Below are 22710 nucleotides of genomic sequence, written 5' to 3'. Positions count from 1 at the left end.
ATTTATTTCCCCTTTGGAATGACAAATCCGTATTTTTTCATTATTTGTTGACCTGCTGAACGATTCAAAAATTGAATAAATTCTTGTGCTTGTTTTTCGTGCTTTGTTTTTTTAATAACGGCAATCGCTTGTTGAATCGGCTCGTGCATCGCATCATCAATGAGCTGAAAACGCACCTCGCCTTTTTTTACAAGGGAAAGCGCAATGATTCCCGCTTCGGCGTTTCCGGATTCAATATAAGCAAATGTATCTGAAATATTTTTGCCGTAAACCAATTTGTTCTTCACTTTTTCCCAGATTCCTGCTTTTTCTAATGCTTGTTTCGCGGCCAATCCGTAAGGAGCATGGTTCGGGTTGGCAATGGCGATTTTTTTCACTTCGGGCTTTAATAAATCCTCAAGCGTTTGTACGACAAGAGGATTATCGGCTTTCGTCGCAATTCCAATTCTTCCAAGCGCATAAATTTGTCGGGTATCCGGAACGATCAGGCCTTTGTCGTTCAATTCATCAACATACTGAACGTTTGCGGCAGCAAACACGTCAAAAGGCGCTCCATTTTTAATTTGTTCAGCCAGCTGACCGGTAGAACCAAATATGAACGTCACCTTCGTTCCGGTTTGTTTCTCAAATTGTTGGCCAATTTCATGAAAGGCGAGCGTTAAATCCGACGCAGCGGCAATTTTTAATTCCTGTGACGGCTCTTGTTCAACACGACTGCATGCGGTGATCAACACACATATGACGGTAAGCAATAACGTTCTCATAAACTTTTCTCCTCATCTATAACTCATTTTAAAAAAGGGAATATCCTTTTCAGATATTCCCTTAACATTTTACTTCTGCATTCTTTCTTCCGTAATAATACCAGTTCATAATCAAAGATACAACGTAAAAAGCGATGAAGAAATAAAACGCTGTAATCGGTGTACCTGTATTTTTGGAAGCCCAACCAAACAATTTTGGAATAAAGAATGAACCATATGCCGCAAACGCTGCAGTAAACCCAAGAACAGGTGCCGCTTCTTTTGGCGGGAAGATAATCGGAATCATTTGGAATGTAGAACCAGAACCCATTCCCGCTGCGATGAACAAGATTAAGAATGAAATGATGAAACCGACAAATTGTTTTTCGTTCGTAAAGTACATCACCGCTGCGGCACCAAGCCCCATGACCACTAACACATAACTTGTCACTCTTGCTCCGCCAAATTTATCCGATAACCAACCGCCAACTGGACGGAACGCTGCCGCTAAGAAAGCACCCAAGAAAGCGAGCGATACATGTTCAGGAAACTGCGATTTTAACAAAAGCGGAAACGCTGCTGCATAACCGATAAACGAACCGAATGTCGCCACATAAAGCCATGTCATAATCCATGTATGCTTGCGCTTCACAATCACGAATTGTTCAGATACAGATTGTTTCGCATTTGGAAGATTATCCATACCGAAATAAGCCAAAATCGTAAAGAAAATAATCGGAATGACCCAAATGAATGCGGCGTTTTGCAACCATACTTTTGTTCCATCAGCGAGAACTTGTCCTTCTCCCCCAATTGCTCCGAATACACCCGTTGTAATAATGAGCGGTGTGACAAACTGAACGACGGATACGCCCATATTTCCTAAACCGCCGTTAATACCGAGCGCCGTTCCTTTTTCTTTTTTCGGGAAAAAGAAGCTAATATTCGCAAGCGCTGATGAAAAGTTTCCTCCACCAAGTCCACAGAGCGCTGCAAGCAACAACATAACCCAATAAGGAGTGTCAGGATTTTGAACCGCTATTCCAACCCCTAGCGCAGGAAGCAACAAAATCCCCGTTGAAAAAACAGTCCAGTTTCGACCGCCAAATTTTCCAACCGCAAACGTATAAATGAAGCGACATGTTGCTCCTACTAATCCCGGTATCGCCGCCAATGTAAACAATTGGCTTTCAGTGAAGTTAAAACCAATATCGTTTAATCTGGCAGCGACAACAGACCAAATTTGCCAAACAATAAAGGCGAGCATTAACGTTGGAACGGAAATCCAAAGATTGCGTCGAGCGTGTCGCTTCCCCTCTCTTTCCCAAAACACAGGATCTTCAGGATTCCAATCCATGCCAATGCGTCCTTTTTTCTTCGGTACATCATTTTGTGAGAACGTTCTAACTGGTTGGCTCATCGAAATCGCCTCTCCTTTTTTGATATATATTTTCTGTGCTTTCATGATAAGAAAATAAAAAAACAAAGAATGTGATAAGTATCACAAATTTTCATTGTTCATAGAATATTAAAAAATTGACTCTTCTTCATTTTGTCTCACACTGTAACACGAACGAAACAAAAAAAAAGATTCCCATATATTTATATAGGGAACCATTTTATCTTTATCATCTCTTTATCACTTCTTGCCAATGGCCACTCTCCAAATTTCCGGACCTTCTTCTAAATAATCCCATGTAAATTGATTTTCTCTTTCAATCATAAACTGATAATGAAGCGGACGTGGATCGTGATCATTCGTTAACTCCATTACTTCTCCCGGCTTTAGACTGTCAAATAAGCGAAAAATCGCTGGATGTCTGTCTTTTGGTTCATAATCAGGCGCATGAATTTTTGCAGCAAATCGGCTCATAAAACGAACCTCCTTTGTATTATAATAGTTTACATACACATCATAATTCCTTGATATGTTCGATGAAGTGATGGGCATCACAACTTGTTATGAAAATTCTCAACGCTTGCGAAAGGGGAATGGCGGTTGGAGGAGTTCGTGGGCTTTTGTTCGGTGTGCGGTAAACCGATTCATTGTTTGCATGGATTTTTAAACGGTGTCATTAACGATGAAAAAGAAACGCTGTATTGCTTTCAATGTTACGAAAAAAAGAAGTTGAAGAGCCGTTAGTCGTGTAAAAAAGAATCACAGAACATTCGCTCTGTGATTCTTCTTTTGTTTTATTAATGATGCGGATCTAACGCGTCGCTTCCGCTTATTCTTCCCTTGATAAATCCGGAACTGGCAACATCTCCTCTTCACCGTGTGTCGGTTTACGTAAATGGAACAATGATTTCACGCTAAAGACCATTAACGTAATAACACCGATTAAGAAAATCGTATCTGGAATGGAACGAAGCGTGAGTAAGTTTTGGACGATATCTTGTTGTAAAAATGCCGGAGAGCGAGATGCCCAATATCCATGTTGAAACGCTTCTTTCAATTGCATCATTCCGATTGGCAATAAAGTAATGACAATCATTCCCGCAAGTCCAATATTTAACATCCAGCAAGAAAATTTCAAAAGTTTATCGTTCCATACTTCTGGTTTGACAATATTGCGCAAGGAGTACAACAATACAGCAATCCCGAACATACCGTATACGCCCATCATTGCACCATGCCCGTGAGCTGGCGTCAAAAATTGACCATGTTCAAAGTAGCTAACAGCTGGTAAGTTAATGAGGAAGCCGAGCACACCGGCACCGACTAAATTCCAGATCGCAGTTGAAATCAAGAACCAGAATGTTGCTTTATACGGGAAGTTCACTCCGCCATCACGCATCATCTTATATTGTTCGTATGCTTCAAGGACAAGCAATGTTAGTGGAATCACTTCCAATGCAGAGAATACGGCCCCGAGGCCAATCCATACTTCCGCTGAACCGTTGTAATAATAGTGGTGACCGATACCGATGACACCGCTACCGAGCAAGATGATAAATTGGAAATATAACGCTCGGACCGTTGATTTTTTTGTGACAAGCTTCATTTGAACTAACAAGAATCCAATGACAACGACGGCAAACACTTCAAAAATTCCTTCGACCCATAAATGGATGATCCACCATCTCCAAAAGTCGGCCATCGTAAAGTTCGTATCTGGATTAATAAAGAACGCAAAGATGTAAAAGAACGGAACCGCAATGGCTGAATAGAACAATAAATGAATTAAACCGCCTTTATCACTCTCCCGCTTTAATCCGCTCTTAATTCCGCGGAAGACAATGAAGAGCCAAATCAACATACCGATGACTAAAACAACTTGCCATATGCGACCTAATTCAATATATTCCCAGCCTTGGTTACCTAATAAAAACCATAGATTCCCTAAATATCCGTTTACACCTAACCATTCCCCAATCATACTTCCGCCAACTAATACAACGAGCGCCCAGAACAAAATATCAACAAGAAGCCCTTGTTTTTTCGGTTCATACCCGCCTACAATCGGTGCGATAAAAATTCCCATTCCTAACCATGATGTCGCAATCCAGAAAATCGCTAACTGCAAATGGTAACCTTTCGCAATATTAAACGGCAATAAATCGTGAATCCACTTGATTCCGAAAAAGCTGTCCGGTTCGACATAATAATGAGCAAGCAAAGCACCAAACATCGATTGAACAAAGAATAAAACCGACACAATCGCAAAATATTTTCCTGTTTTTACTTGTGAAGGAGTGAGCGGCTGCTTACGTATATCAATCGTTGGGAACTGCCCCTTTTTATAGGCCTCTTGCATGTTGAGTTGGTAACGATGTTGAATGAATAAAATAATGGCTACAAACAGAACCAAAATCGTTGCGCTTGCACCGCTCCACCACATCGCGGAGAATGACATCGTGTTTCCAGCATCTTCATAATACGGCCAGTTGTTCGTATACGTAATGTCATCACCGTTGCGCAATGTACTTGATAGCCAAGCCGTCCAGAAGAAGAAATCCGCAATTTGTTTGATTTGGTCACGATCCGCTACCCAAGCACGATTTGATTTTGGCATGTGGCTTTCTTGAATTAAACCTTTTTTCAAGCCCCAGCCGTCACCATTTGTAAATACATGATGATAATAGTCACGTACTTTTTCTAATCCGTATACTTGCGCATCCGTTAATACGAGTACATCCGTTATTGGATTATAACGATTTTTCCGCATTTCTTTGATCACTTTTTCACGAACAATCGCCTTCTCATCGTTGGATAATTGTTTAAAAGGCTTATGGTAAAGTTGATTTGCCTTATAATCTTGCATTCCTTCTGTATAAATCTTTAATGCTTCTGCTGTGTAGTCAGGCCCCATATAAGATCCGTGTCCAAGAACGGTACCGTAGTCCATCAACCCGTATTTTTGGAATACAGACTGTCCGCCAATAATGGACTCTTTTGTTAATAAGACTTCTCCTTTTTCGTTTTGCACCTCTTTTGGACGCGGGGCCATTTCTTTAAAAATCCAATACCCCCCGACAAGTAAAACGGTAAAACTAATAAGGATCGTAAAAACTAAGATGGATTTTAAAAAACTATTTTGAGTAGAACGTTTGAGCGACGTGTGAACGTTCCGGTTTACTTCCATGTCATGCCACCTTCCTTTTTATCGATTCATCTTCATTGTAACGTGAGAAAACAGCAATCTATGTGAAGTACCGCAAACATCGAATATGATTTTCGTCACACGTCTAAAGAGAGATATGATTTACGTCACAGCTTTTCCATTGAAAACACCATAAAATTTTTCTTAGAAATTCCATAAGGAGTGAACAAAATGAACAACAATTGGATTAAAACGAGATTAAAAAACGTTCCGCTTTTTCGCGAATTAAGCGATCACGAACTTGATTCATTCGTAAAGATTTCACAAGTGCGTGTCTATAAACCAAAAACGTTTGTATTTATGCAAGGTGAACCGTTAGAGCGGGTATTTTTTATTCATTCAGGAACGGTAAAAATTTATAAAACGGATGTGAGCGGAAAGGAACAAATTGTCTCTATTTTACAAGCAGGGGAAATGTTTCCTCATGCCGGATTTTTCCGAAAAGGCGCTTATCCTGCACACGCAGAAGTTGTCGAAGAAGCAACATTAATTGTGATTCCAATCGCTGATTTTGAACAAACGTTAATTTGCTATCCGGAATTATGCATGAAACTATTTCGCGTGATGGGTGAAAAAATTATTGATTTACAAAACCGCTTAGAAGAACAAATTCTTCATAATACGTATGAACAAATTGTCATGCTCCTGTTGCGTTTAACCAAAACAAACGCCGTTCCACAAGGTCGTTATTATCGATTAACAACGCATGTTACAAATCGAGAATTGGCGAATATGATCGGCACTTCGCGCGAAACGATTAGCCGCACGCTCAGCCAGCTGAAACGAAAAGGGCTGATCGACATTGACGATAACGGATTTTATCTCATTGATGCCGAACAGTTAGAAAAAGAGATTTTTTTGTAACCTATGATAAAAATCACAATATACGATAATGAAAATCACTATCATAATATATGAAGGTATGTGTGGAGAGGGGGATGATGATGGGAAAAATCATCGAGTTAGATGTTCGTGAAGATTTAAAAAAGAAATTAGAGCCGTTTCAAAAAATTATGAATTCTATTCAGCCGCTTGAAGCGGGAGATACGTTTATTTTGCATGCTCCATTTAAACCTGTGCCGCTTTTTGCAGTGATGAAAGCAAAAGGATTTACGTATGAAGCAAAACAGCTCGATAAAAAGCATTGGAAAGTCACATTTGTAAAACAGGGGGAATGACGATGATTCTTGATAACCGCGGTTTAGAACCGCCGCAACCAATGATGCGAACATTAGCCGCATTGGAAAAGCTGAAAAGCGGAGAAACGCTTACCATTATTAACGACCGCCGTCCAATGTTTTTGTACGAACAACTTGATGAGCTTGGCTATTCATATGAAACGGTTGAACGAGATGACGGAAGCTTTGAAATTACAATCACAAAGGAATGACGATCATGCTTACGACTCATCAAACATATGAAACAAACATTCGATTACCGTTTTCGTTTATTCTTTTTGGCACCGTTGCCTTTTTATTTTCCCAAATGATGTTCTTGTTTTCCGGTCCACAAATGGTCATTGGAGCGTTCCGCATTCCAAGCGTGTGGGCAGCCGTTCACTTAACGGTGCTCGGTTGGGCCCTCATGGTGGCAATGGGGGCAATGTATCAGCTTGTTCCGGTTGCCTTTTTAACACCGATTTGGAACGAAACCGTAGGATTTATTCAATTTTTGGTAACCGCTTTAGGAATTTTATCGTTTTCAGCTAGCCTAGCACTCAAGATGCAAATGGCGTTTTTCCCAGGCTTACTGCTTACATTCGGATTCGTTCTCTTTTTCTTGCAAATGTTCATGACATTACGTAAACAAGCGAAAAAAAATATCATGACTCTATTTGTCGGCACAGCGCTTGTTTGCTTATTGTTGACGATCGGACTCGGCGTAACGCTTACGTTCCATTTTTGGAGCGGTACAGAAACGCTTGATCATTTACTTGTCTTGAAGACGCATGTATTATTTGGAATTTTCGGTTGGTTTACTCTTCTCATTATCGGTTTTTCTTATAAAATGGTTCCGATGTTTTCATTGGCGCACGGTTTTTCGATGAAGTTGGCACGGTATGTATACATTGTTTATATAAGCGGACTCATCGTTTCCTTTTTCGGCTTTTTTAAAAAATATGAAGCGTTATTCCCGATTGGCATGAGCCTTCTATTTGTTGGCTTTGCATTGTTTGCTTATCATATGTTCACTATTTTACAAACGAGAGTAAAGAAAAAATTGGATCGTCCGTTTCTATTTGCTCTGCTTGCGATCGGAATTGCGCTTTTTCTGCATGGAGCGGCTTTGTTTTGTTCTTTTTCCAAAAATGTTCCTATTTTCAATATTCTCATCTACGCCTATATATTTGGCTGGATTATCTTAAGCATTATCGGCTATTTATATAAAATTGTACCGTTTTTATGGTGGACACATCGCTATAGCAAAAAAATCGGCAAAGAAAACGTGCCGACATTAAAACAAATGATGAATGAAAAATGGACGGTTGTTCAATGCAGCTTGTTTGTAGCGAGCTTCATTGGGGTTCTACTTGCATTAATCGTTTCAAGCTTGCCGCTATTTTACATCGCGCAAGGTGGAATGTTGCTATTTTCGCTTTTGTTTGCCGGTTCTATCATTTCCGTATTGCTCAAATAAGGAGGAATAATGAATGGGTATGAAAGAAAAAATTATCGAGCAACTTCGCTATGTCATCGATCCTGAATTAGGGATCAATGTCGTCGATTTAGGTCTCATTTATGACATCACTGTAAACGAAGGAAACGTGTCTATTTTGATGACGCTCACGACACCGGGTTGTCCGCTCCATGATTCCATTGTCGGCGGAGTGAAACGAGCGCTTTTGGACATCGAGGGGATTAAAGACGTCGATGTTCAAATCACGTGGAATCCACCATGGACGCCAGAGCGTATGAGCGAGGAAGCGCTAAGACAATTGGGACATCGATAAGAAAAACGCAAACGGCGCAATTAGCTTGAAGCACGAAGCAAAAAAATGGTGACAGCCGTCATACTTTTTTAATAGCTTACACGATTTTCCGAAATAGATATGAACCTCTCCCACCTACACTTCGCTTAGAGGTGGGAGACTTCTCGGTGAACATGTTAAATGTGTGATGTGCGTCACAACTTTAACAATAAAAAGAGAGTATGCTTACAATGTAACCGTAAAAACCAAATGGAGGGTTTAGATATGGAAAAAGTGTTTACAGCACAATCAACTGTTGGAGAAATCGTCGCCGTTTTTCCAAAATCCAGCGACTTATTTAAAACATATAAAATCGATTTTTGTTGCGGAGGAAATCGCGCTTTGCAAGAGGTGCTAACAGAGAGAAATTTACCGGTTGAAGACATCTTGCAACAATTAAATACAATGTACCAGCAGTCTCTTGAGAAAGTTGAAAAAAATTGGCTTCAAGCTTCTTATACCGAGTTAATCGATCACATCATTCAAAGACATCATCGCTATTTGGCAGAGGAGTTGCCGCAGCTTAGTCCTTATGTGACGAAAGTGTTGCGCGTACACGGTGCGGAACATCCTCATTTAGTAAAGGTTCATAAGCTGTTTAATGAATTAAAAACCGAATTAGAACAACATATGATGAAAGAAGAGACAAAAGCATTTCCGCTTATTTTACAGTTTGATCAACATCCAACGAGCGAAAATGAAAAAGCAATGAAACAAGTGATTCAAGAACTCGTCTCAGAACATGACGCAGCAGGGGATATCATAAAAGAAATTCGTGAAATCACAAACGATTTCACTCCTCCAGCCGATGCATGCGGAACATATCGGCTTGTATATAACCGGTTAGAAGCGTTAGAGTCTGATTTATTTGAACATATTCATTTAGAAAATAACATTTTATTCCCTCGCATTCTTGAGGATAAAAATTAAAAAACCGGACTGACTCACGCAATGAGTCAGTCCGGTTTTTTTAGCCGATGTTCAGATTAAAATTCCGACAGTACGATGCGTTAAAGTTATTTAAAATGATTTGTAACTTTTTCGCTCTCATGTAACGTTAAACCCCTTCTTTTTTCCGCAATGCTTTCGGAATATAAATGCAATACGGTTCACTTTCCAAATAATCTCCTGTTACCGCATATGCCCGCGAACGAGAGCCGCCGCAAACAAAACGGAACTCGCAAACACCACATTTTCCTTTATACTTGTCCGGGTTGCGCAAATCTTTGAAAATCGGTGAATGACGATAAATATCCGCTAGCGGCGTTTCACGTACATTCCCTGCTTTAATCGGCAAAAGCCCGCTCGGATATACATCGCCAATATGGGAAATAAAAAGAAAGCCGTTTCCGTCATTGACGCCTTTTGGCGCCCTTCCTAACCCATCGACTTGTCCTGTTAGCCCTTTCATCAATACATCTTCATAACGAATTTCTTCATGAGCTGTTTTCTTTTCACGCATTTTTTCTTGCAATACAACACGGCGATAATGTTGCCCGGCGGTTGTTTTAATATCAAATGGCACTCGTTTGCTCGTTTCATATAGCCATCGAAATACCCTTTCATGCTCAATCGGAGAAATCATATCCGATTGTTTGCCGCGTCCCGTTGGCACAAGGAAAAACACGCTCCAAAGAACACACTTCAATTCTTCCACTAACTTGACCATTTCGTCTAGCACATGAACATTATATCGAGAAACGACCGTATTAATTTGCACCGGTATTTCCAACTCATGTAAATATTCGATCGCCTTCATCGTTAAATCAAAAGAACCGGACATGCCCCGAAAATGGTCGTGAATTTCCGCGTTTGGGCCATCTAAACTAAATGCCCATCGCGCTAAGCCGACTTCTTTTGCTTTACGAATCGCTTCTTTCGTCACATTTGGTGTGGCGCTCGGCGTCATCGAAACGCGCAGACCCTTATCGATCGCATATTTCGCAATGTCGTACACATCTGGTCTCATCAATGGATCGCCGCCGGTAAACACAAGCATCGGTTGATCCATTTCATAAATTTGATCAATTAAATTCTTTCCTTCCTCAAAAGTCAACTCTCTCGGATCGCGATGATATTGCGCTTCCGCCCGGCAATGAAGGCAGTTTAATTGACATGCTCTCGTTAACTCCCAAATGACAATAAAAGGATTTTGATGAAAATCTCGCACCATTTTCCCTCCTGATTTGATTCGTTAATTCCATTGTATAGGAGAGAGAAAAAAGCTCATGTGACCTATATCACAAAAACATTTGTGTTAAAATATTGTCATCTTTTCGACACAATTGGCAACGATTGCTTGAATTTCTTCCGCAAGACACGTACTATAAATACTGCACACCGTATAAAAGGAGGTGAAAAAGGGATGGCAAAAGTGCAAATCAAAGTGATGGACAACGGTTCATTTCGCGTCACTGGCGATGTCGAATTAATCGATATGGAAGGAAACAAATTTGAAACGAAAGAAACATTCTCCCTCTGTCGTTGCGGTCTCTCACAAAAAATGCCATTCTGTGATGGATCCCATAAAGGAAAATTTGAATCAGTTGTTCGCGCACCAAAACAAGAATAATTTTCATCAAAATAGGGTTCAGACTCAGTGTCTGAACCCTATTGCTTTTTCGCAGCCTGTTTATTTTTTATAAAAGGCGTCACCTGCGATTGTTTCAACAAAACGCGGAAATAATTGATAAAACACGCTTGCAGCGTTCATCCAGCGCGGCATGTTAATTTCGCGCACCGGTGTGAGCATCGCATCCGCTATTTTCTCAGCAACCGCTTCTGGACGAAGCATCATCTTTTGAATATTGCGGACATACGTTCCTGAACGGTCCGCGATTTGGAAAAAGTTCGTAGCGATTGGGCCAGGATTGATGGCCGTTACAAAAATGTTTTCTCGCTTTACTTCCATTCGCAAGCTGTTTGTAAACCCTAACACCGCATGTTTGGTTGCAGCATATATGCTCGACTTCGGCGTTGCGATTTTTCCCGCTTGCGAAGCAACGTTGATAATATGCCCCGTCTTTCGCTCAATCATATGCGGAAGCACCATTTTCGTGCAAGCGACGAGTCCGAATACATTCACCGCAAACATTTTTTCCATCTCTTTTAAATCGAGATCGACGACGGACTCAAAAACACCGAAACCAGCATTGTTTACAAGCACATCGATCGTCGCAACGCGGTCAAAAATGCGCTGAAACACTGTTTTCACTGCTTCTAAATCACTTACATCTAAACGAAAATAATGGCATGGAATTCGATATGTACGTTCAATGTCTTCCGCAATGCGGCGCAATGCTTCTTCATTGCGCGCTAATAAAATGGGCACTCCTCCGCGTTTCGCGACCGCATAGGCGAGCTGTTCACCAATCCCGCTTGAAGCGCCCGTAATGACGACATGTTTTCCTAAAAGCTTCACCAAAACCACCTCATTTTGCTGTGTACATCCAAGGAAGCTGAGCGCGCTCTACAACAATTTCATCTCTTTCCTCCAGCACATCTAAATAGCCAATCGTCTGTGATAATGTTAACATTAATTGTGTCTCATACACATCCGAAAATAACTTTTGACAGAGTTCGTACACCGTGATTGGCTTTGACAACATTTCTTTCACCATGCGCAGCCGCACTTCTTGTTTTTTAAGACGAGTGCGTACAAGCTCATGAACATTTGTCACGTTCGAGCCATGACCAGGTAGCAAAACGGAAATGTCATAATCAAGAAGCCTTTGTAACGATTGTCGGTATTGCACAAGCGCTTTTGGCCGCTCTGTTTCATCGAATAAAGGCGGCTCAAGCAGCGGATTCGAAGAAATATGGGCAAGCAATAAATCGCCGCCAATCATCACTCCGTCCCGTTCACGATACAACACAATATGGCTTTGCGCATGTCCTGGCGTTTCCAACACACGCCACTCCCCTAAAACGACATCTCCTTCTTGCACCGTTTCGGTCAACGAACGGCGACAGCTATATTGGAATGAACGCTGGAACCGTTTCAACAATGAAAAAAATCGTTCATCGACCCCAAATTGAACAAACAACTGCCTTGCCCACTGCTCATATTTTTGCAGAAAAACCTCATCTTGTGCAATCCACGGACCATTTTTACGGTGACCAATGATCGGCACATCCTCGCCAAAGCGGTCTAATAACCCGACATGATCCGGATGATGATGCGTAATAATCACTTGTTCGATATCTTCAAACTTGTAGCCTTTCTCTGCAAGCTGCTTCTGAAGCGCCGCAAACGCCTCCTCTGTATTGACTCCCGCATCTACAAGCGTCAATCTCTCTCCCTTTATTAAATATGCATATACATCCCCAACTGCAAATGGCGTCGGCATCACAAGTTTCTCTACATCTTTCATCATCACAAATCCCTTCTTTAACCTTTTTCATTTACTTTTACAGTTTACACATCTTTTTTATTTTTGTCATTATTTTCAGATAATTAACATATAATTTCAAAAAATCCTATTGACAACGTAATACATTTCATTGCATAATGTCAAAAAACAAAATGAACGACTTGGCGATGATTGGGAATAGTAGATGATGAATGGTACAAGAGAGTGAAACCCATAGGCTGAAAGGTTTCATTACCCTCTTCATCATTGAACCTACCCCAAGAGCTGTTAGGCAAACCTAACCGTCTGGCCGACGATACCGGCTAACGAGGTGGGCACAGTTGTGCCAACAAAGGTGGTACCGCGGAAACAAAGACCTTTCCGTCCTTTTATGGACGAAAGGTCTTTTTTATTTCACGATATGGACGGGAGGTATAAAAATGGAAAAGCAACATAAAATCGCCTTTATCGGCGCAGGAGCCATGGCGGAAGCGATGATTGCCGGCATGACGAAAACGCTATACAAACCAAATCAGCTCATCGTCACAAACCGCGCAAACAAAGACCGCCTTTCCTATTTAGCCAATACGTATGGCGTGCGAACGGAAACGAATAAACAACAAGCGGTACAAGAAGCGGATATCATCATCTTAGCAATGAAACCCAAAGATGTCGCAAACAGCATGGCGGAATTTGTTTCTTCTATTCGCGAAGACCATTTAATCATTTCCGTTTTAGCAGGCGTCGCCACTGATAGCATTGTCGAATTGGCGAAAAAACGCGTCCCTGTCGTTCGAGCTATGCCAAACACATCCGCGGCCATCGGTAAATCAGCAACCGCCATTTCCCTGGGCAAATTTGCAAATGAACAGCATTTAGCGATTGCCAAATCATTATTCGAAACGGTCGGACTCGTTACCGTCGTCGAAGAACATCATTTGCATGCCGTCACCGCCTTATCCGGAAGCGGTCCAGCCTACGTATACTACTTAGTCGAAGCGATGGAAAAAGCCGCAAACGAAATCGGCCTCGAGTCAAACGTAGCTAAATCACTTATTTTGCAAACGATTATCGGTGCAGCGGAAATGCTAAAACATTCACCAAAACATCCATCTGCCTTGCGTAAAGAAGTGACAAGTCCAAACGGTACGACGGAAGCAGGCATTCGCGTACTCGAAGCATATCGTTATCAAGAAGCGATGATCGCTTGCATTAAACGGGCGATGGAACGATCCATCGAGTTGGGAAAAGAGCTCATCGCGATGACAAAATAACATCTTTTAAAGTGCAAATGTTTTTCTTTTCCAAGCAGACGTGTTATCATCAAGCTGAAAACAACATACTTGGAGGGGAAAGCAATGGAAGCGGTACTTTTTTCACCTTACACGATCCGAGGCGTAACGTTAAAAAACCGGATCGTCATGTCGCCGATGTGCATGTATTCTTGTCATCACGAAGACGGCAAAGTAGAAAATTGGCATAAAATTCATTACGCTTCACGTGCTGTTGGGCAAGTCGGACTGATCGTTGTCGAAGCAACGGCGGTCACACCGCAAGGAAGAATTTCATCTCGCGATTTAGGCATTTGGAGCAATGAACATATTAGCGGCCTTCAAGAATTAGTTTCTCTCATGAAAGAACACGGAGCAAAAACAGCAATTCAATTGGCTCACGCTGGACGAAAAGCGACGATTGACGGAGAAATTATCGCCCCTTCGCCGATTGCTTTTGATGAAAACATGCGCGTACCGAAAGAAATGACAAGAGCGGACATTGAAGAAACGATTCAAGCGTTCCAAAACGGAGCACGCCGTGCAAAAGAAGCAGGGTTTGACATCATCGAAATCCACGCTGCGCACGGCTATTTAATTAACGAGTTTTTATCGCCATTAACCAACAAACGTCAAGATGAATATGGTGGAAGCGCCGAAAACCGCTACCGCTTTTTAAGCGAAATCATCGATGCGGTGCGTGAAGTATGGGACGGTCCGCTTTTTGTTCGCATCTCTGCTTCCGATTATCATCCAGAAGGGTTAACAGTAGAAGACTATGTCGAATACGCAAAACGCATGAAAGCTCAAGGCGTCGATCTTATCGACGTCAGCTCAGGAGCGGTTGTTCCAGCGAAATTCGATGTTTATCCAGGCTATCAAGTTCGATTTGCGGAGCGAATTCGCCACGGAGCTGACATCGCAACAGGCGCGGTCGGACTCATCACGTCCGGTTTACAAGCGGAAGAAATTCTTCGCAACGAGCGTGCAGATTTAATCTTTATCGGACGCGAACTATTGCGCGATCCGTATTGGCCACGCACCGCTGCCAAACAACTCGGCGTTGCCTTAGAGGCTCCTGTACAATACAGCCGAGGATGGTAAAAGAAAAAACACCTCCTAAATCGATGGATAACCCAATCGATTTTTGGAGGTGTTTTCCTTTATGTGTTACATGTCTTCGGACGAAAAGGCAAATGGAAGTAATTCCTTAACGGTTGTTTCTTGAATGTCCCCTTTTAGATTGGTTAAAATGACTGGCATGTCAGGGTCGCAAAATTCCGCGATCACCTGCCGGCAGGCTCCGCATGGAGATACCGGACCATCGGTATCAGCGACGATCGCCAGCATGGTGAACTCTTTTTGTCCTTCCGATACAGCCTTAAAAATGGCAGTGCGTTCAGCGCAGTTGGTTAATCCGTAAGAAGCGTTTTCAATATTGCAGCCTTTATAGATTTTTCCGTCTTTTGTTAAGATTGCCGCACCTACTTGAAAACGAGAATATGGGGCATAAGCTTTTTCTCTTCCAGAAAGCGCTTCGTTGATTAATTGCTTTTTATCCATTTTCATTCCGACCCTTCTGTTTGAAATTGTCATTTAGATCATCATTCTGCTTTTATTCATTCACTTATATTATAATCTAAATAACGTCCAATATTTAATAATTAGATGTGCTTGTTTCCCCATTTATAATTTGAACTCCTGCGCTTGCTCCAATGCGGTTAGCCCCTGCTTTCTCCATTGCCAACAAATCATCCGCACTTCTAATTCCACCTGAAGCTTTAACGCCAACGTTTGGTCCAACCGTCTTTCTCATTAATGCAACGTCTTCGACAGTAGCCCCGCCTGTTGAAAAACCTGTCGAAGTTTTGACAAAATCTGCACCGGCTTTCACTGCTAACTGACAAGCGCGCACTTTTTCTTCATCCGTAAGAAGGCATGTTTCAATAATGACTTTGACCAAAGCCTTTCCTTTCGCAGCTTCTACTACGGCACGAATATCTTTTTCGACTAATTCATCATCACCGCTTTTTAAAGCTCCGATATTGATGACCATATCCACTTCGCTCGCGCCGTTTTCAATCGCATTTTTTGTTTCAAACGCTTTTACTTCCGGTGTCGTTGCCCCAAGAGGAAAACCGATGACCGTACACACTTTTACATCCGTATCTTTTAAGATTTCATAAGCGGTTTTAACCCATGTTGGATTCACGCAAACAGAAGCAAAATGATACGTTTTGGCTTCTTCGGCAAGTTTTACAATTTGTTCTTTTGTAGCTTCCGGTTTTAAAAGGGTATGATCGATCATTCTAGCTTTTTCTTTTAACAATGAATGTCAGCCCCTTATCTTTGTCATATATATAAATAAATCCAAGTTGAGTTTCCGACATATCTCATCATGAATAGAAGGCTGCTTTTCTGCCATAGGCGGCAAGAAAAATCTTGCCGCCCGGCATGCTTCTAGCATGCCGATCCCGAACGTAAAACGCATGGCATTTCTGATGGCGTTTTCGTTCGGGGAAGTGGCAGAAAAGCTTGTTTATGTCGGAAAATTAAGCTTATCATATATAAATCGACCGTTCTTATAAATTTGAATCTGTTTCATGAACCCTCACTGTCGAACGAATTCGAACATGATAGGATACCAGCCAAACGGTTTTATAAAAATAATCCCATGATCGTTCCTGATAACATTGAAGCAAGTGTTGAACCATATAAAAGCTTCAAGCCGAATTTAGCTACAACATCTCCCTGTTTTTCGTCAAGAGCTTTCACAGCTCCTGTGATAATTCCGATGGAGCTGAAATTAGCAAAGCTCACAAGGAATACAGATACAATTCCAACTGTTTTTTCGGATAACGTTCCAGCCATATCTTTAAAATTCAACATCGCAACAAATTCGTTGGTTACTAATTTTGTCGCCATAATGCTTCCTGCTTTCACTGCTTCATCCCAAGGAATTCCCATTAAAAAGGCAATTGGCGCAAAGATGTATCCTAATATTGTCTGGAATGAAACATGGAAAATGAGCGTGAATACATAATCAATAAGGTTGATTAAAGCGATAAACCCTACTAACATGGCCGCTACGATGATAGCGACTTTCAATCCATCCATGATGCTTTCGCCGATCATTTGGAAAAAGCTCATTTTATGTTCTTCTTCGACGATTAATAAATCTTCTTCATCCTTGATTTCGTAAGGATTCACAATATTAGCAATGATTAAAGCTGAAAGGATATTCAACATAATAGCAATAACAACATATTTTGGTTCAATCATCGTCATATATGCACCAACGATCGCAATGCTAACTGCACTCATAGCGGAAGTGCATAACGTATAAAGACGCGTTTGCGATACAAGACCGATTTGTTTTTTCGTTGTCAAGAAAACTTCGGACTGTCCCAATATAGCGGATGAAAGAGCAATATAGTTTTCCAATTTTCCCATTCCGTTTATTTTGCTTAATGCCATACCGACATATTTAATAATAACAGGTAATATTTTGAAATAGTTCAAAATTCCGATAAGGATCGAGATAAAAATAATCGGCAATAACACATCGAGGAAAAATGAAGACATCTCTTTGTTTTCCAAACCACCAAACACAAAGTCGACGCCTTGTATACCTAGCTCAATCAGTTTGTTAAACATTTTTGAAATAAATCCGATGATAAAAATACCTGCTTTCGTATTCAGCAATGCAAACGTAAGAACAATTTGAACGGCGAGCATCGATAAAATCGCCTTATAACGGATGTTCTTTCTGTCATAACTTACGAGATAAGCCAAAATAAATACGAGAAACAAACCTGTTGCAAAAAACACAATGCTCATGATGTCAGTCCCTCCAAAAATAAGTGATAGGTGACAACGTTTTCAAAAAAAACACTGGAACAGTGATCTTTTTGTATCTCGCCATCAGCCTTTTTTGATTTATTCGCGATCGCGTTCATCATAAATATAGCAGGTAATTGAACAAATGTGAACATGTTTTTGAAAAAAAGTAAAACGATTTCATGACTTTTGCTAAATTCGTCAAAAAATAAACGATTTTTTGGAGAGATTAAAATTTTCCATCGCAACTTTGTTCTAACTGGATCGCTTAAAACTAACGATTATTATATATTATTCCTCCCTGTCGTATTTTTTCATTTCATCATAGTATTTATAGTATTCCAAAATTTCATTTTAATATGAAAAAATGTTCTTATTCGTTATGATCATCAGAAAATCATTATTAATTTTTTTAAACCATGAAAGCGACTCATAAAATGAGACAAAGAAAAAAACACCTCCTGAATGATAAGGAGGTGTCTTTCGCCATCATTTCATCGTTGGATGTTCCGACTTCATAAGCAAGATGAAAATTTCTCTCTATTTCTTTTTTGGAATGGAAAACGAAGCAAAATCTTCAGCCATCTCTACATGAGGAAAAATGGCCTTCGCTTCCGCAAGCAATTCATCGCACATGGTTCCTTGGTAACGGGAACTAATATGCGTTAAGATGAGCTTTTTCGCTCCGGCACGCTTTGCCACTTCTGCCGCTTGCGCTGTTGTCGCATGAAAATAATCGTACGCTAGCTTTTCTTCAGAAGCGCTAAATGTTGCTTCATGAATGAGCACATCCGCATCTTTCGCCAGTTCAATACTTTGTTCACAAAAGCGAGTATCGCCTAAAACGGTAACCACTCTTCCTGGAATCGGCGGACCGACGAACTCGCTCCCATCAATGACTCGCCCATCTTCGAGAACAACGGTTTTCCCTTGCTTAATTTGTTGATAAATCGGTCCAGGGCGAATGCCCATTTCTTTTAACCGTTCAACTAACAGAGGACCCGGTAAATCTTTTTCAACGATGCGATACCCAAAGCATGGAATGCCGTGTGCTAATTTTTTTGCTGAGACGATGAATTGCTCATCTTCAAATATGACGCCTTCTTCAATTTCAACAATGTGAAGCGGATAGCGCACATGTGTCATGCTTACAGAAAGCGCTGTTTCAATAAAAGCTCGAATCCCTTTTGGACCATAAACGGTTAAAGCCGTATCTCCATCTTGAAACGACCGGCTTCCAAGCAGGCCGGGCAAACCAAAAATATGGTCTCCATGCAGATGAGTAATAAAAATTTTTTCGATTCGCCGCGGGCGTATCGATGTATGTAAAATTTGATGCTGCGTTGCTTCACCGCAATCAAACAGCCAAGTCGCACCGCGTTCTTCAAGCAGCTGCAAGGCAATTGCTGACACATTCCGTCCTTTGGATGGAACTCCTGCTCCCGTTCCTAAAAATACTAATTCCAATGCCATTCCTCCTACCTTTTTTGCTAGCTTACCAAGCTTTTTGGCACAATTCAATAGTAAAACATTTGCGTTTGCCACAATAAACCTCTAAAATTACATAATTGTAAAGAGTTAAAATTTTAATTAAAGTGAGGTACATAGTCCGTGAGTAGCATGAAGCCGAAATCTACGATTGTTATTTTTGGCGCAACGGGAGATTTAGCGAAACGGAAGCTATTCCCTTCCATTTATAAACTATATCAAAAACAAAAAATTTCTGAAGAGTTTGCGGTCGTCGGCGTTGCACGTCGCCCTCATACTCATGAATCATTCCGCAACTATGTAAAAGAGACGATTGAAGAAGCGACAAAACAAGAATTAATAGATGAAACGTTTATTTCACACTTCTATTATCATCCATTCGATGTAACCAATACAGATTCCTATCAACAACTAAAATCGTTGCTCGAACAATTAGAAGAACAGTACAACATCCCGGGCAACCGCATTTTTTATTTAGCGATGGCACCAGAGTTTTTCGGAACGATTAGTGCAAACTTAAAAGCAGAAGGCTTAACCGCAACAAACGGTTGGACGCGCCTTGTCATCGAAAAACCGTTCGGACATAACTTGCAAACGGCGCAAAAATTAAATGAAGAAATTCGTCAAGCGTTTTCGGAAAAACAAATTTTCCGAATCGACCATTATCTCGGCAAAGAAATGGTGCAAAACATCGAAGTCATTCGCTTTGCCAATGCCATTTTCGAACCTCTTTGGAACAATCGCTTCATCGCCAACATTCAAATTACATCGAGCGAAACGCTTGGCGTTGAAGACCGCGGCCGCTATTACGACCACTCTGGCGCGTTAAGAGACATGGTCCAAAACCATATGCTGCAAATGGTTGCCTTGCTGGCAATGGAACCGCCAATTAAACTAACGACCGATGACATTCGCAGCGAAAAAGTAAAAGTACTTCGCGCACTTCGTCCGATTTCTCATGATGAAGTCGATCAATATTTCGTGCGCGGACAATACGGTCGCGGCTTCATTCGCGGCAAAGAAGTCGTCGGCTATCGCGAAGAAAATAACGTCGATCCGAACTCGAACACGGAAACGTTTGTCGCTGGAAAGTTAATGATTGATAATTTCCGCTGGGCAGGCGTGCCGTTTTACATTCGCACTGGAAAGCGCATGACTGAAAAATCAACGAAAATTGTCGTTCAATTTAAAGATGTGCCAATGAACTTATACTATCCGACAGGCGAAACGATTCATCCGAATTTGCTCGTCATCCACATTCAACCGGATGAAGGAATTACTCTTCACCTCAATGCGAAAAAAAGCGGCGAAAGCATGAAAACGACGCCGATTAAACTTGATTACTGCAACAATTGCATTGACGGCATTAACACGCCAGAAGCGTATGAAAAGTTGCTTTATGATTGCATGCGCGGCGATGCCACAAACTTCACCCATTGGGACGAAGTGGCATCTTCATGGAGCTTCGTTGATCCGATTTCCGAAGTATGGGAAAATACGAAAGCTGTTGATTTTCCAAACTACGAAGCCGGTTCGATGGGACCAAAAGCTGCTGATCAATTGCTTGAAAAAGACGGATTCCATTGGTGGCCAATCAGCTCCACCATGTAAAGGGGGAAAATGATGATGAAAATGTATGACGTGACCGCACCGATTTTTGAAGGAATGCCCGTTTATAAAAACAAACCAGAAAAACAACCGAAACTGACAACGGTAACGAATGATTATGTAACCGAATCTCGCATTGACATGGACGTACATACGGGAACGCATATCGATGCCCCGCTTCATATGGTCAAAGGCGGAGAAACGTTTGAAACGATCCCGCTTGAGAAGCTTGTCGGCAACTGCAAAGTGTTTGACTTAACAAATGTAAAAGATAAAATTTCAAAAGAAAATTTACAACATTTAAATATTGAAGAAAATGACTTTGTTTTATTTAAAACGCAAAATTCCATGGAAGATGCGTTCAATTTTGAATTTATTTATGTTGCGGAAGATGCGGCACAATATCTTGCGGACAAAAAGGTGCGCGGAGTCGGCATTGACGCATTAGGAATTGAACGAAGCCAACCTGGGCATCCAACCCATAAGACGTTGTTTGGCAGCGGCGTGATCGTGATCGAAGGATTGCGTTTAAAAGATGTGCCTGAAGGCGAGTATTTTATGGTTGCCGCACCGTTAAAACTCGTCGGCACAGACGCTGCTCCTGCGCGCGTGTTGTTGTTTGAAGACATAAATTAACCAATCGCTCCGTTACGACGGAGCGATTTTTCCGTATTGTCCACCCCCGCCTGCGTGAATGGCCAACTGACCGCGTCGTGCTTGAATAATAAGATGAGCAAGCTTCTCCCCAATCGCTTCTGTTAAATCCTCGATCGAAGCTTTATGAAGCACCTGCATCTCTGTTCCAAATCGTAAAAGCAACTTTTGATACGTCTTCGGACCGATTCCTGGAATGAATGGTAATGGAATTTGATAAAAGTATGGAGGGCGCTCAGGCTGATCACGATCATTCGTTTTTAATTGTTGCAATCGTTCAAAAACGCCTGTAATGAACTGATGGTGTCCGCAATTGGAACAGCGTTCATCCATTGCTTGAACGGGATGCAAACATTTTGCACAAACTGTTTGATAATACTTACCAAGCAATGGATTCAGTCCATAATTGGCCACAATGGTTCGATCTTCTTCTTTTTTCAACGCTTTTTCTAATTCATGAAACGTGGGAGCTGCCATGCGAATTACTTGATATTCGCGGGCGATGTTTAATAGCGAATGGGCATCTGAATTGGATAAGTAAGGATACCGATGAAGTTCTTTGAGTTGATCGGCCATATGTGTATCGGCGCTCAATCCTAATTCAATCGCATCGATTGCAGCCGCCTCGAATACTTCCGTTAAACTTTTATGTACACCTTTTCCGTATAAACTTTTAAAAGGAGTAAACGCATGCGCAGGAATGAACAACCCTCCTAGCTGTTTCACAATCATCTGCAATTCTTTCCCTGTTCCGTACATTCGTTGCGAACTAAGCGAAATGTTTTTCACGCGCGTTTTTAACCAGTTTGAAAAAAGGCGCATCCTCTCTACCGTTGGAAAAAAAGCAAGAACGTGAATCGGTCCGCGGCAATGTTCATCATAGATTTCGACTTCGCTTCCCAATATAACCGTAACCCCATTCGCCTGAATTCCGCCTTCTCGCTCTTCTCTCCACCCCTTCAAAGCAATCCCTCGTTCGATTTCATCTAAAATTTCTGGCACATGGCAATCGACAATCCCGACGATCTGTAATCCTTTCCTTTGAACCGCTTCCTTTAAAATATTGGAAAGTGTTAACGTTTTAGCTCCTGTAATTTTCACAGGCTTTCCTGAAGCGGTGCGGCCAATATGAATATGCAAATCGACATAATAATCGTTCATGTTTCTCACCTACTTCAAATA

The 22710-nt window shown here is 41.3% G+C and carries 25 protein-coding genes and 1 other annotated feature; of the genes, 13 read left to right on the top strand and 12 right to left on the bottom strand.

Annotated elements, in window-relative coordinates:
* Positions 1–2: 2 nt before the first annotated feature.
* From modA to EDD69_RS00220, 3 genes are all read right to left on the bottom strand, one after another.
* The gene (modA, locus tag EDD69_RS00230; protein WP_132946967.1) at positions 3–764 is read right to left on the bottom strand and encodes a molybdate ABC transporter substrate-binding protein; all 762 of its coding nucleotides are present in this window, start codon (positions 762–764) and stop codon (positions 3–5) included.
* Positions 765–825: 61 nt separating this feature from the next.
* Positions 826–2163: a NarK family nitrate/nitrite MFS transporter gene (locus EDD69_RS00225; RefSeq protein ID WP_132946966.1), complete on the bottom strand. Its 1338-nt coding sequence runs from the start codon at positions 2161–2163 to the stop codon at positions 826–828.
* Positions 2164–2382: 219 nt separating this feature from the next.
* On the bottom strand, positions 2383–2616 hold the full coding sequence (locus EDD69_RS00220; protein ID WP_132946965.1) for a DUF2249 domain-containing protein: 234 nt from the start codon (positions 2614–2616) through the stop codon (positions 2383–2385).
* Positions 2617–2742: 126 nt separating this feature from the next.
* Between EDD69_RS00220 and EDD69_RS15165 the strand changes: the two genes are divergently transcribed.
* Positions 2743–2886 (top strand): hypothetical protein, encoded by a 144-nt coding sequence (locus EDD69_RS15165; RefSeq protein WP_165871691.1) that lies wholly within the window; start codon positions 2743–2745, stop codon positions 2884–2886.
* An 85-nt stretch (positions 2887–2971) separates the two neighbouring features.
* Here the strand turns inward: EDD69_RS15165 and EDD69_RS00215 are convergent, their stop codons facing one another.
* Complete coding sequence (locus tag EDD69_RS00215; RefSeq protein ID WP_132946964.1) at positions 2972–5329, bottom strand: nitric-oxide reductase large subunit; 2358 nt, start codon at positions 5327–5329, stop codon at positions 2972–2974.
* A 189-nt stretch (positions 5330–5518) separates the two neighbouring features.
* On the opposite strand from EDD69_RS00215, the gene EDD69_RS00210 reads away from it, so the two are divergent.
* The 6 genes from EDD69_RS00210 to ric all read left to right on the top strand — a co-directional run bounded on the left by EDD69_RS00210 (position 5519) and on the right by ric (position 9245).
* Complete coding sequence (locus EDD69_RS00210; protein WP_132946963.1) at positions 5519–6211, top strand: Crp/Fnr family transcriptional regulator; 693 nt, start codon at positions 5519–5521, stop codon at positions 6209–6211.
* Between the two features lie 80 nt (positions 6212–6291).
* Positions 6292–6525: a DUF2249 domain-containing protein gene (locus EDD69_RS00205; protein WP_180316373.1), complete on the top strand. Its 234-nt coding sequence runs from the start codon at positions 6292–6294 to the stop codon at positions 6523–6525.
* Between the two features lie 2 nt (positions 6526–6527).
* Complete coding sequence (locus EDD69_RS00200; protein WP_128356697.1) at positions 6528–6737, top strand: DUF2249 domain-containing protein; 210 nt, start codon at positions 6528–6530, stop codon at positions 6735–6737.
* Positions 6738–6742: 5 nt separating this feature from the next.
* Positions 6743–7984, top strand: a complete 1242-nt coding sequence (locus EDD69_RS00195) for a hypothetical protein (protein WP_132946962.1) — start codon at positions 6743–6745, stop codon at positions 7982–7984.
* A gap of 13 nt (positions 7985–7997) precedes the next feature.
* Complete coding sequence (locus EDD69_RS00190) at positions 7998–8297, top strand: metal-sulfur cluster assembly factor (RefSeq protein WP_132946961.1); 300 nt, start codon at positions 7998–8000, stop codon at positions 8295–8297.
* A gap of 243 nt (positions 8298–8540) precedes the next feature.
* Positions 8541–9245: an iron-sulfur cluster repair di-iron protein gene (ric, locus tag EDD69_RS00185; RefSeq protein ID WP_132946960.1), complete on the top strand. Its 705-nt coding sequence runs from the start codon at positions 8541–8543 to the stop codon at positions 9243–9245.
* Between the two features lie 127 nt (positions 9246–9372).
* Here ric and EDD69_RS00180 read toward each other — a convergent pair whose 3' ends face one another.
* A complete protein-coding gene (locus EDD69_RS00180) occupies positions 9373–10485 on the bottom strand; it encodes a TIGR04053 family radical SAM/SPASM domain-containing protein (protein WP_132946959.1) in 1113 nt (370 codons plus the stop codon).
* A gap of 195 nt (positions 10486–10680) precedes the next feature.
* Here EDD69_RS00180 and EDD69_RS00175 point away from each other — a divergent pair, with 195 nt between their 5' ends.
* Entirely contained in the window at positions 10681–10887 is a 207-nt protein-coding gene (locus EDD69_RS00175) for a CDGSH iron-sulfur domain-containing protein (RefSeq protein ID WP_132946958.1), read from the top strand.
* Between the two features lie 60 nt (positions 10888–10947).
* On the opposite strand, the gene EDD69_RS00170 is transcribed toward EDD69_RS00175, so the two are convergent.
* Together EDD69_RS00170 and EDD69_RS00165 are read right to left on the bottom strand one after the other, a co-directional pair.
* Positions 10948–11736 carry an SDR family NAD(P)-dependent oxidoreductase gene (locus EDD69_RS00170; protein ID WP_132946957.1) on the bottom strand — a complete coding sequence of 263 codons (789 nt, stop codon included), beginning with the start codon at positions 11734–11736 and terminating at the stop codon, positions 10948–10950.
* Between the two features lie 10 nt (positions 11737–11746).
* A complete protein-coding gene (locus tag EDD69_RS00165; protein WP_132946956.1) occupies positions 11747–12691 on the bottom strand; it encodes an MBL fold metallo-hydrolase in 945 nt (314 codons plus the stop codon).
* Between the two features lie 155 nt (positions 12692–12846).
* Positions 12847–13059 (top strand) — a binding site (T-box leader).
* A gap of 48 nt (positions 13060–13107) precedes the next feature.
* On the opposite strand from EDD69_RS00165, the gene proI reads away from it, so the two are divergent.
* Both proI and namA read left to right on the top strand, forming a co-directional pair.
* On the top strand, positions 13108–13941 hold the full coding sequence (gene proI, locus EDD69_RS00160; RefSeq protein ID WP_132946955.1) for a pyrroline-5-carboxylate reductase ProI: 834 nt from the start codon (positions 13108–13110) through the stop codon (positions 13939–13941).
* Between the two features lie 84 nt (positions 13942–14025).
* Positions 14026–15042 carry an NADPH dehydrogenase NamA gene (gene namA / locus EDD69_RS00155; RefSeq protein ID WP_132946954.1) on the top strand — a complete coding sequence of 339 codons (1017 nt, stop codon included), beginning with the start codon at positions 14026–14028 and terminating at the stop codon, positions 15040–15042.
* Positions 15043–15108: 66 nt separating this feature from the next.
* Here namA and EDD69_RS00150 read toward each other — a convergent pair whose 3' ends face one another.
* On the bottom strand, positions 15109–15501 hold the full coding sequence (locus EDD69_RS00150) for a cytidine deaminase (protein WP_132947213.1): 393 nt from the start codon (positions 15499–15501) through the stop codon (positions 15109–15111).
* A gap of 94 nt (positions 15502–15595) precedes the next feature.
* Positions 15596–16246 (bottom strand): deoxyribose-phosphate aldolase, encoded by a 651-nt coding sequence (gene deoC, locus EDD69_RS00145; RefSeq protein WP_132947212.1) that lies wholly within the window; start codon positions 16244–16246, stop codon positions 15596–15598.
* Positions 16247–16403: 157 nt separating this feature from the next.
* Between deoC and EDD69_RS15625 the strand changes: the two genes are divergently transcribed.
* Positions 16404–16526, top strand: a complete 123-nt coding sequence (locus EDD69_RS15625) for a hypothetical protein (protein WP_279388116.1) — start codon at positions 16404–16406, stop codon at positions 16524–16526.
* 70 nt (positions 16527–16596) lie between these two features.
* Here the strand turns inward: EDD69_RS15625 and EDD69_RS00140 are convergent, their stop codons facing one another.
* Both EDD69_RS00140 and rnz read right to left on the bottom strand, forming a co-directional pair.
* Positions 16597–17778, bottom strand: a complete 1182-nt coding sequence (locus EDD69_RS00140) for a NupC/NupG family nucleoside CNT transporter (protein ID WP_132946953.1) — start codon at positions 17776–17778, stop codon at positions 16597–16599.
* Between the two features lie 540 nt (positions 17779–18318).
* The gene (gene rnz / locus EDD69_RS00135; RefSeq protein WP_132946952.1) at positions 18319–19245 is read right to left on the bottom strand and encodes a ribonuclease Z; all 927 of its coding nucleotides are present in this window, start codon (positions 19243–19245) and stop codon (positions 18319–18321) included.
* A gap of 153 nt (positions 19246–19398) precedes the next feature.
* On the opposite strand from rnz, the gene zwf reads away from it, so the two are divergent.
* Both zwf and EDD69_RS00125 read left to right on the top strand, forming a co-directional pair.
* Positions 19399–20877, top strand: a complete 1479-nt coding sequence (zwf, locus tag EDD69_RS00130; RefSeq protein ID WP_424565319.1) for a glucose-6-phosphate dehydrogenase — start codon at positions 19399–19401, stop codon at positions 20875–20877.
* Between the two features lie 15 nt (positions 20878–20892).
* Entirely contained in the window at positions 20893–21510 is a 618-nt protein-coding gene (locus EDD69_RS00125) for a cyclase family protein (protein WP_132947211.1), read from the top strand.
* Between the two features lie 12 nt (positions 21511–21522).
* On the opposite strand, the gene EDD69_RS00120 is transcribed toward EDD69_RS00125, so the two are convergent.
* Positions 21523–22689, bottom strand: a complete 1167-nt coding sequence (locus EDD69_RS00120) for an endonuclease Q family protein (RefSeq protein WP_132946950.1) — start codon at positions 22687–22689, stop codon at positions 21523–21525.
* Positions 22690–22710 lie beyond the last annotated feature (21 nt).

It is taken from the genome of Thermolongibacillus altinsuensis, from assembly GCF_004341205.1.
GTDB lineage: Bacteria > Bacillota > Bacilli > Bacillales > Anoxybacillaceae > Thermolongibacillus > Thermolongibacillus altinsuensis.
Note: the sequence above shows the minus strand (reverse complement) of the source record. Positions and strands in the feature narration are given on the sequence as shown.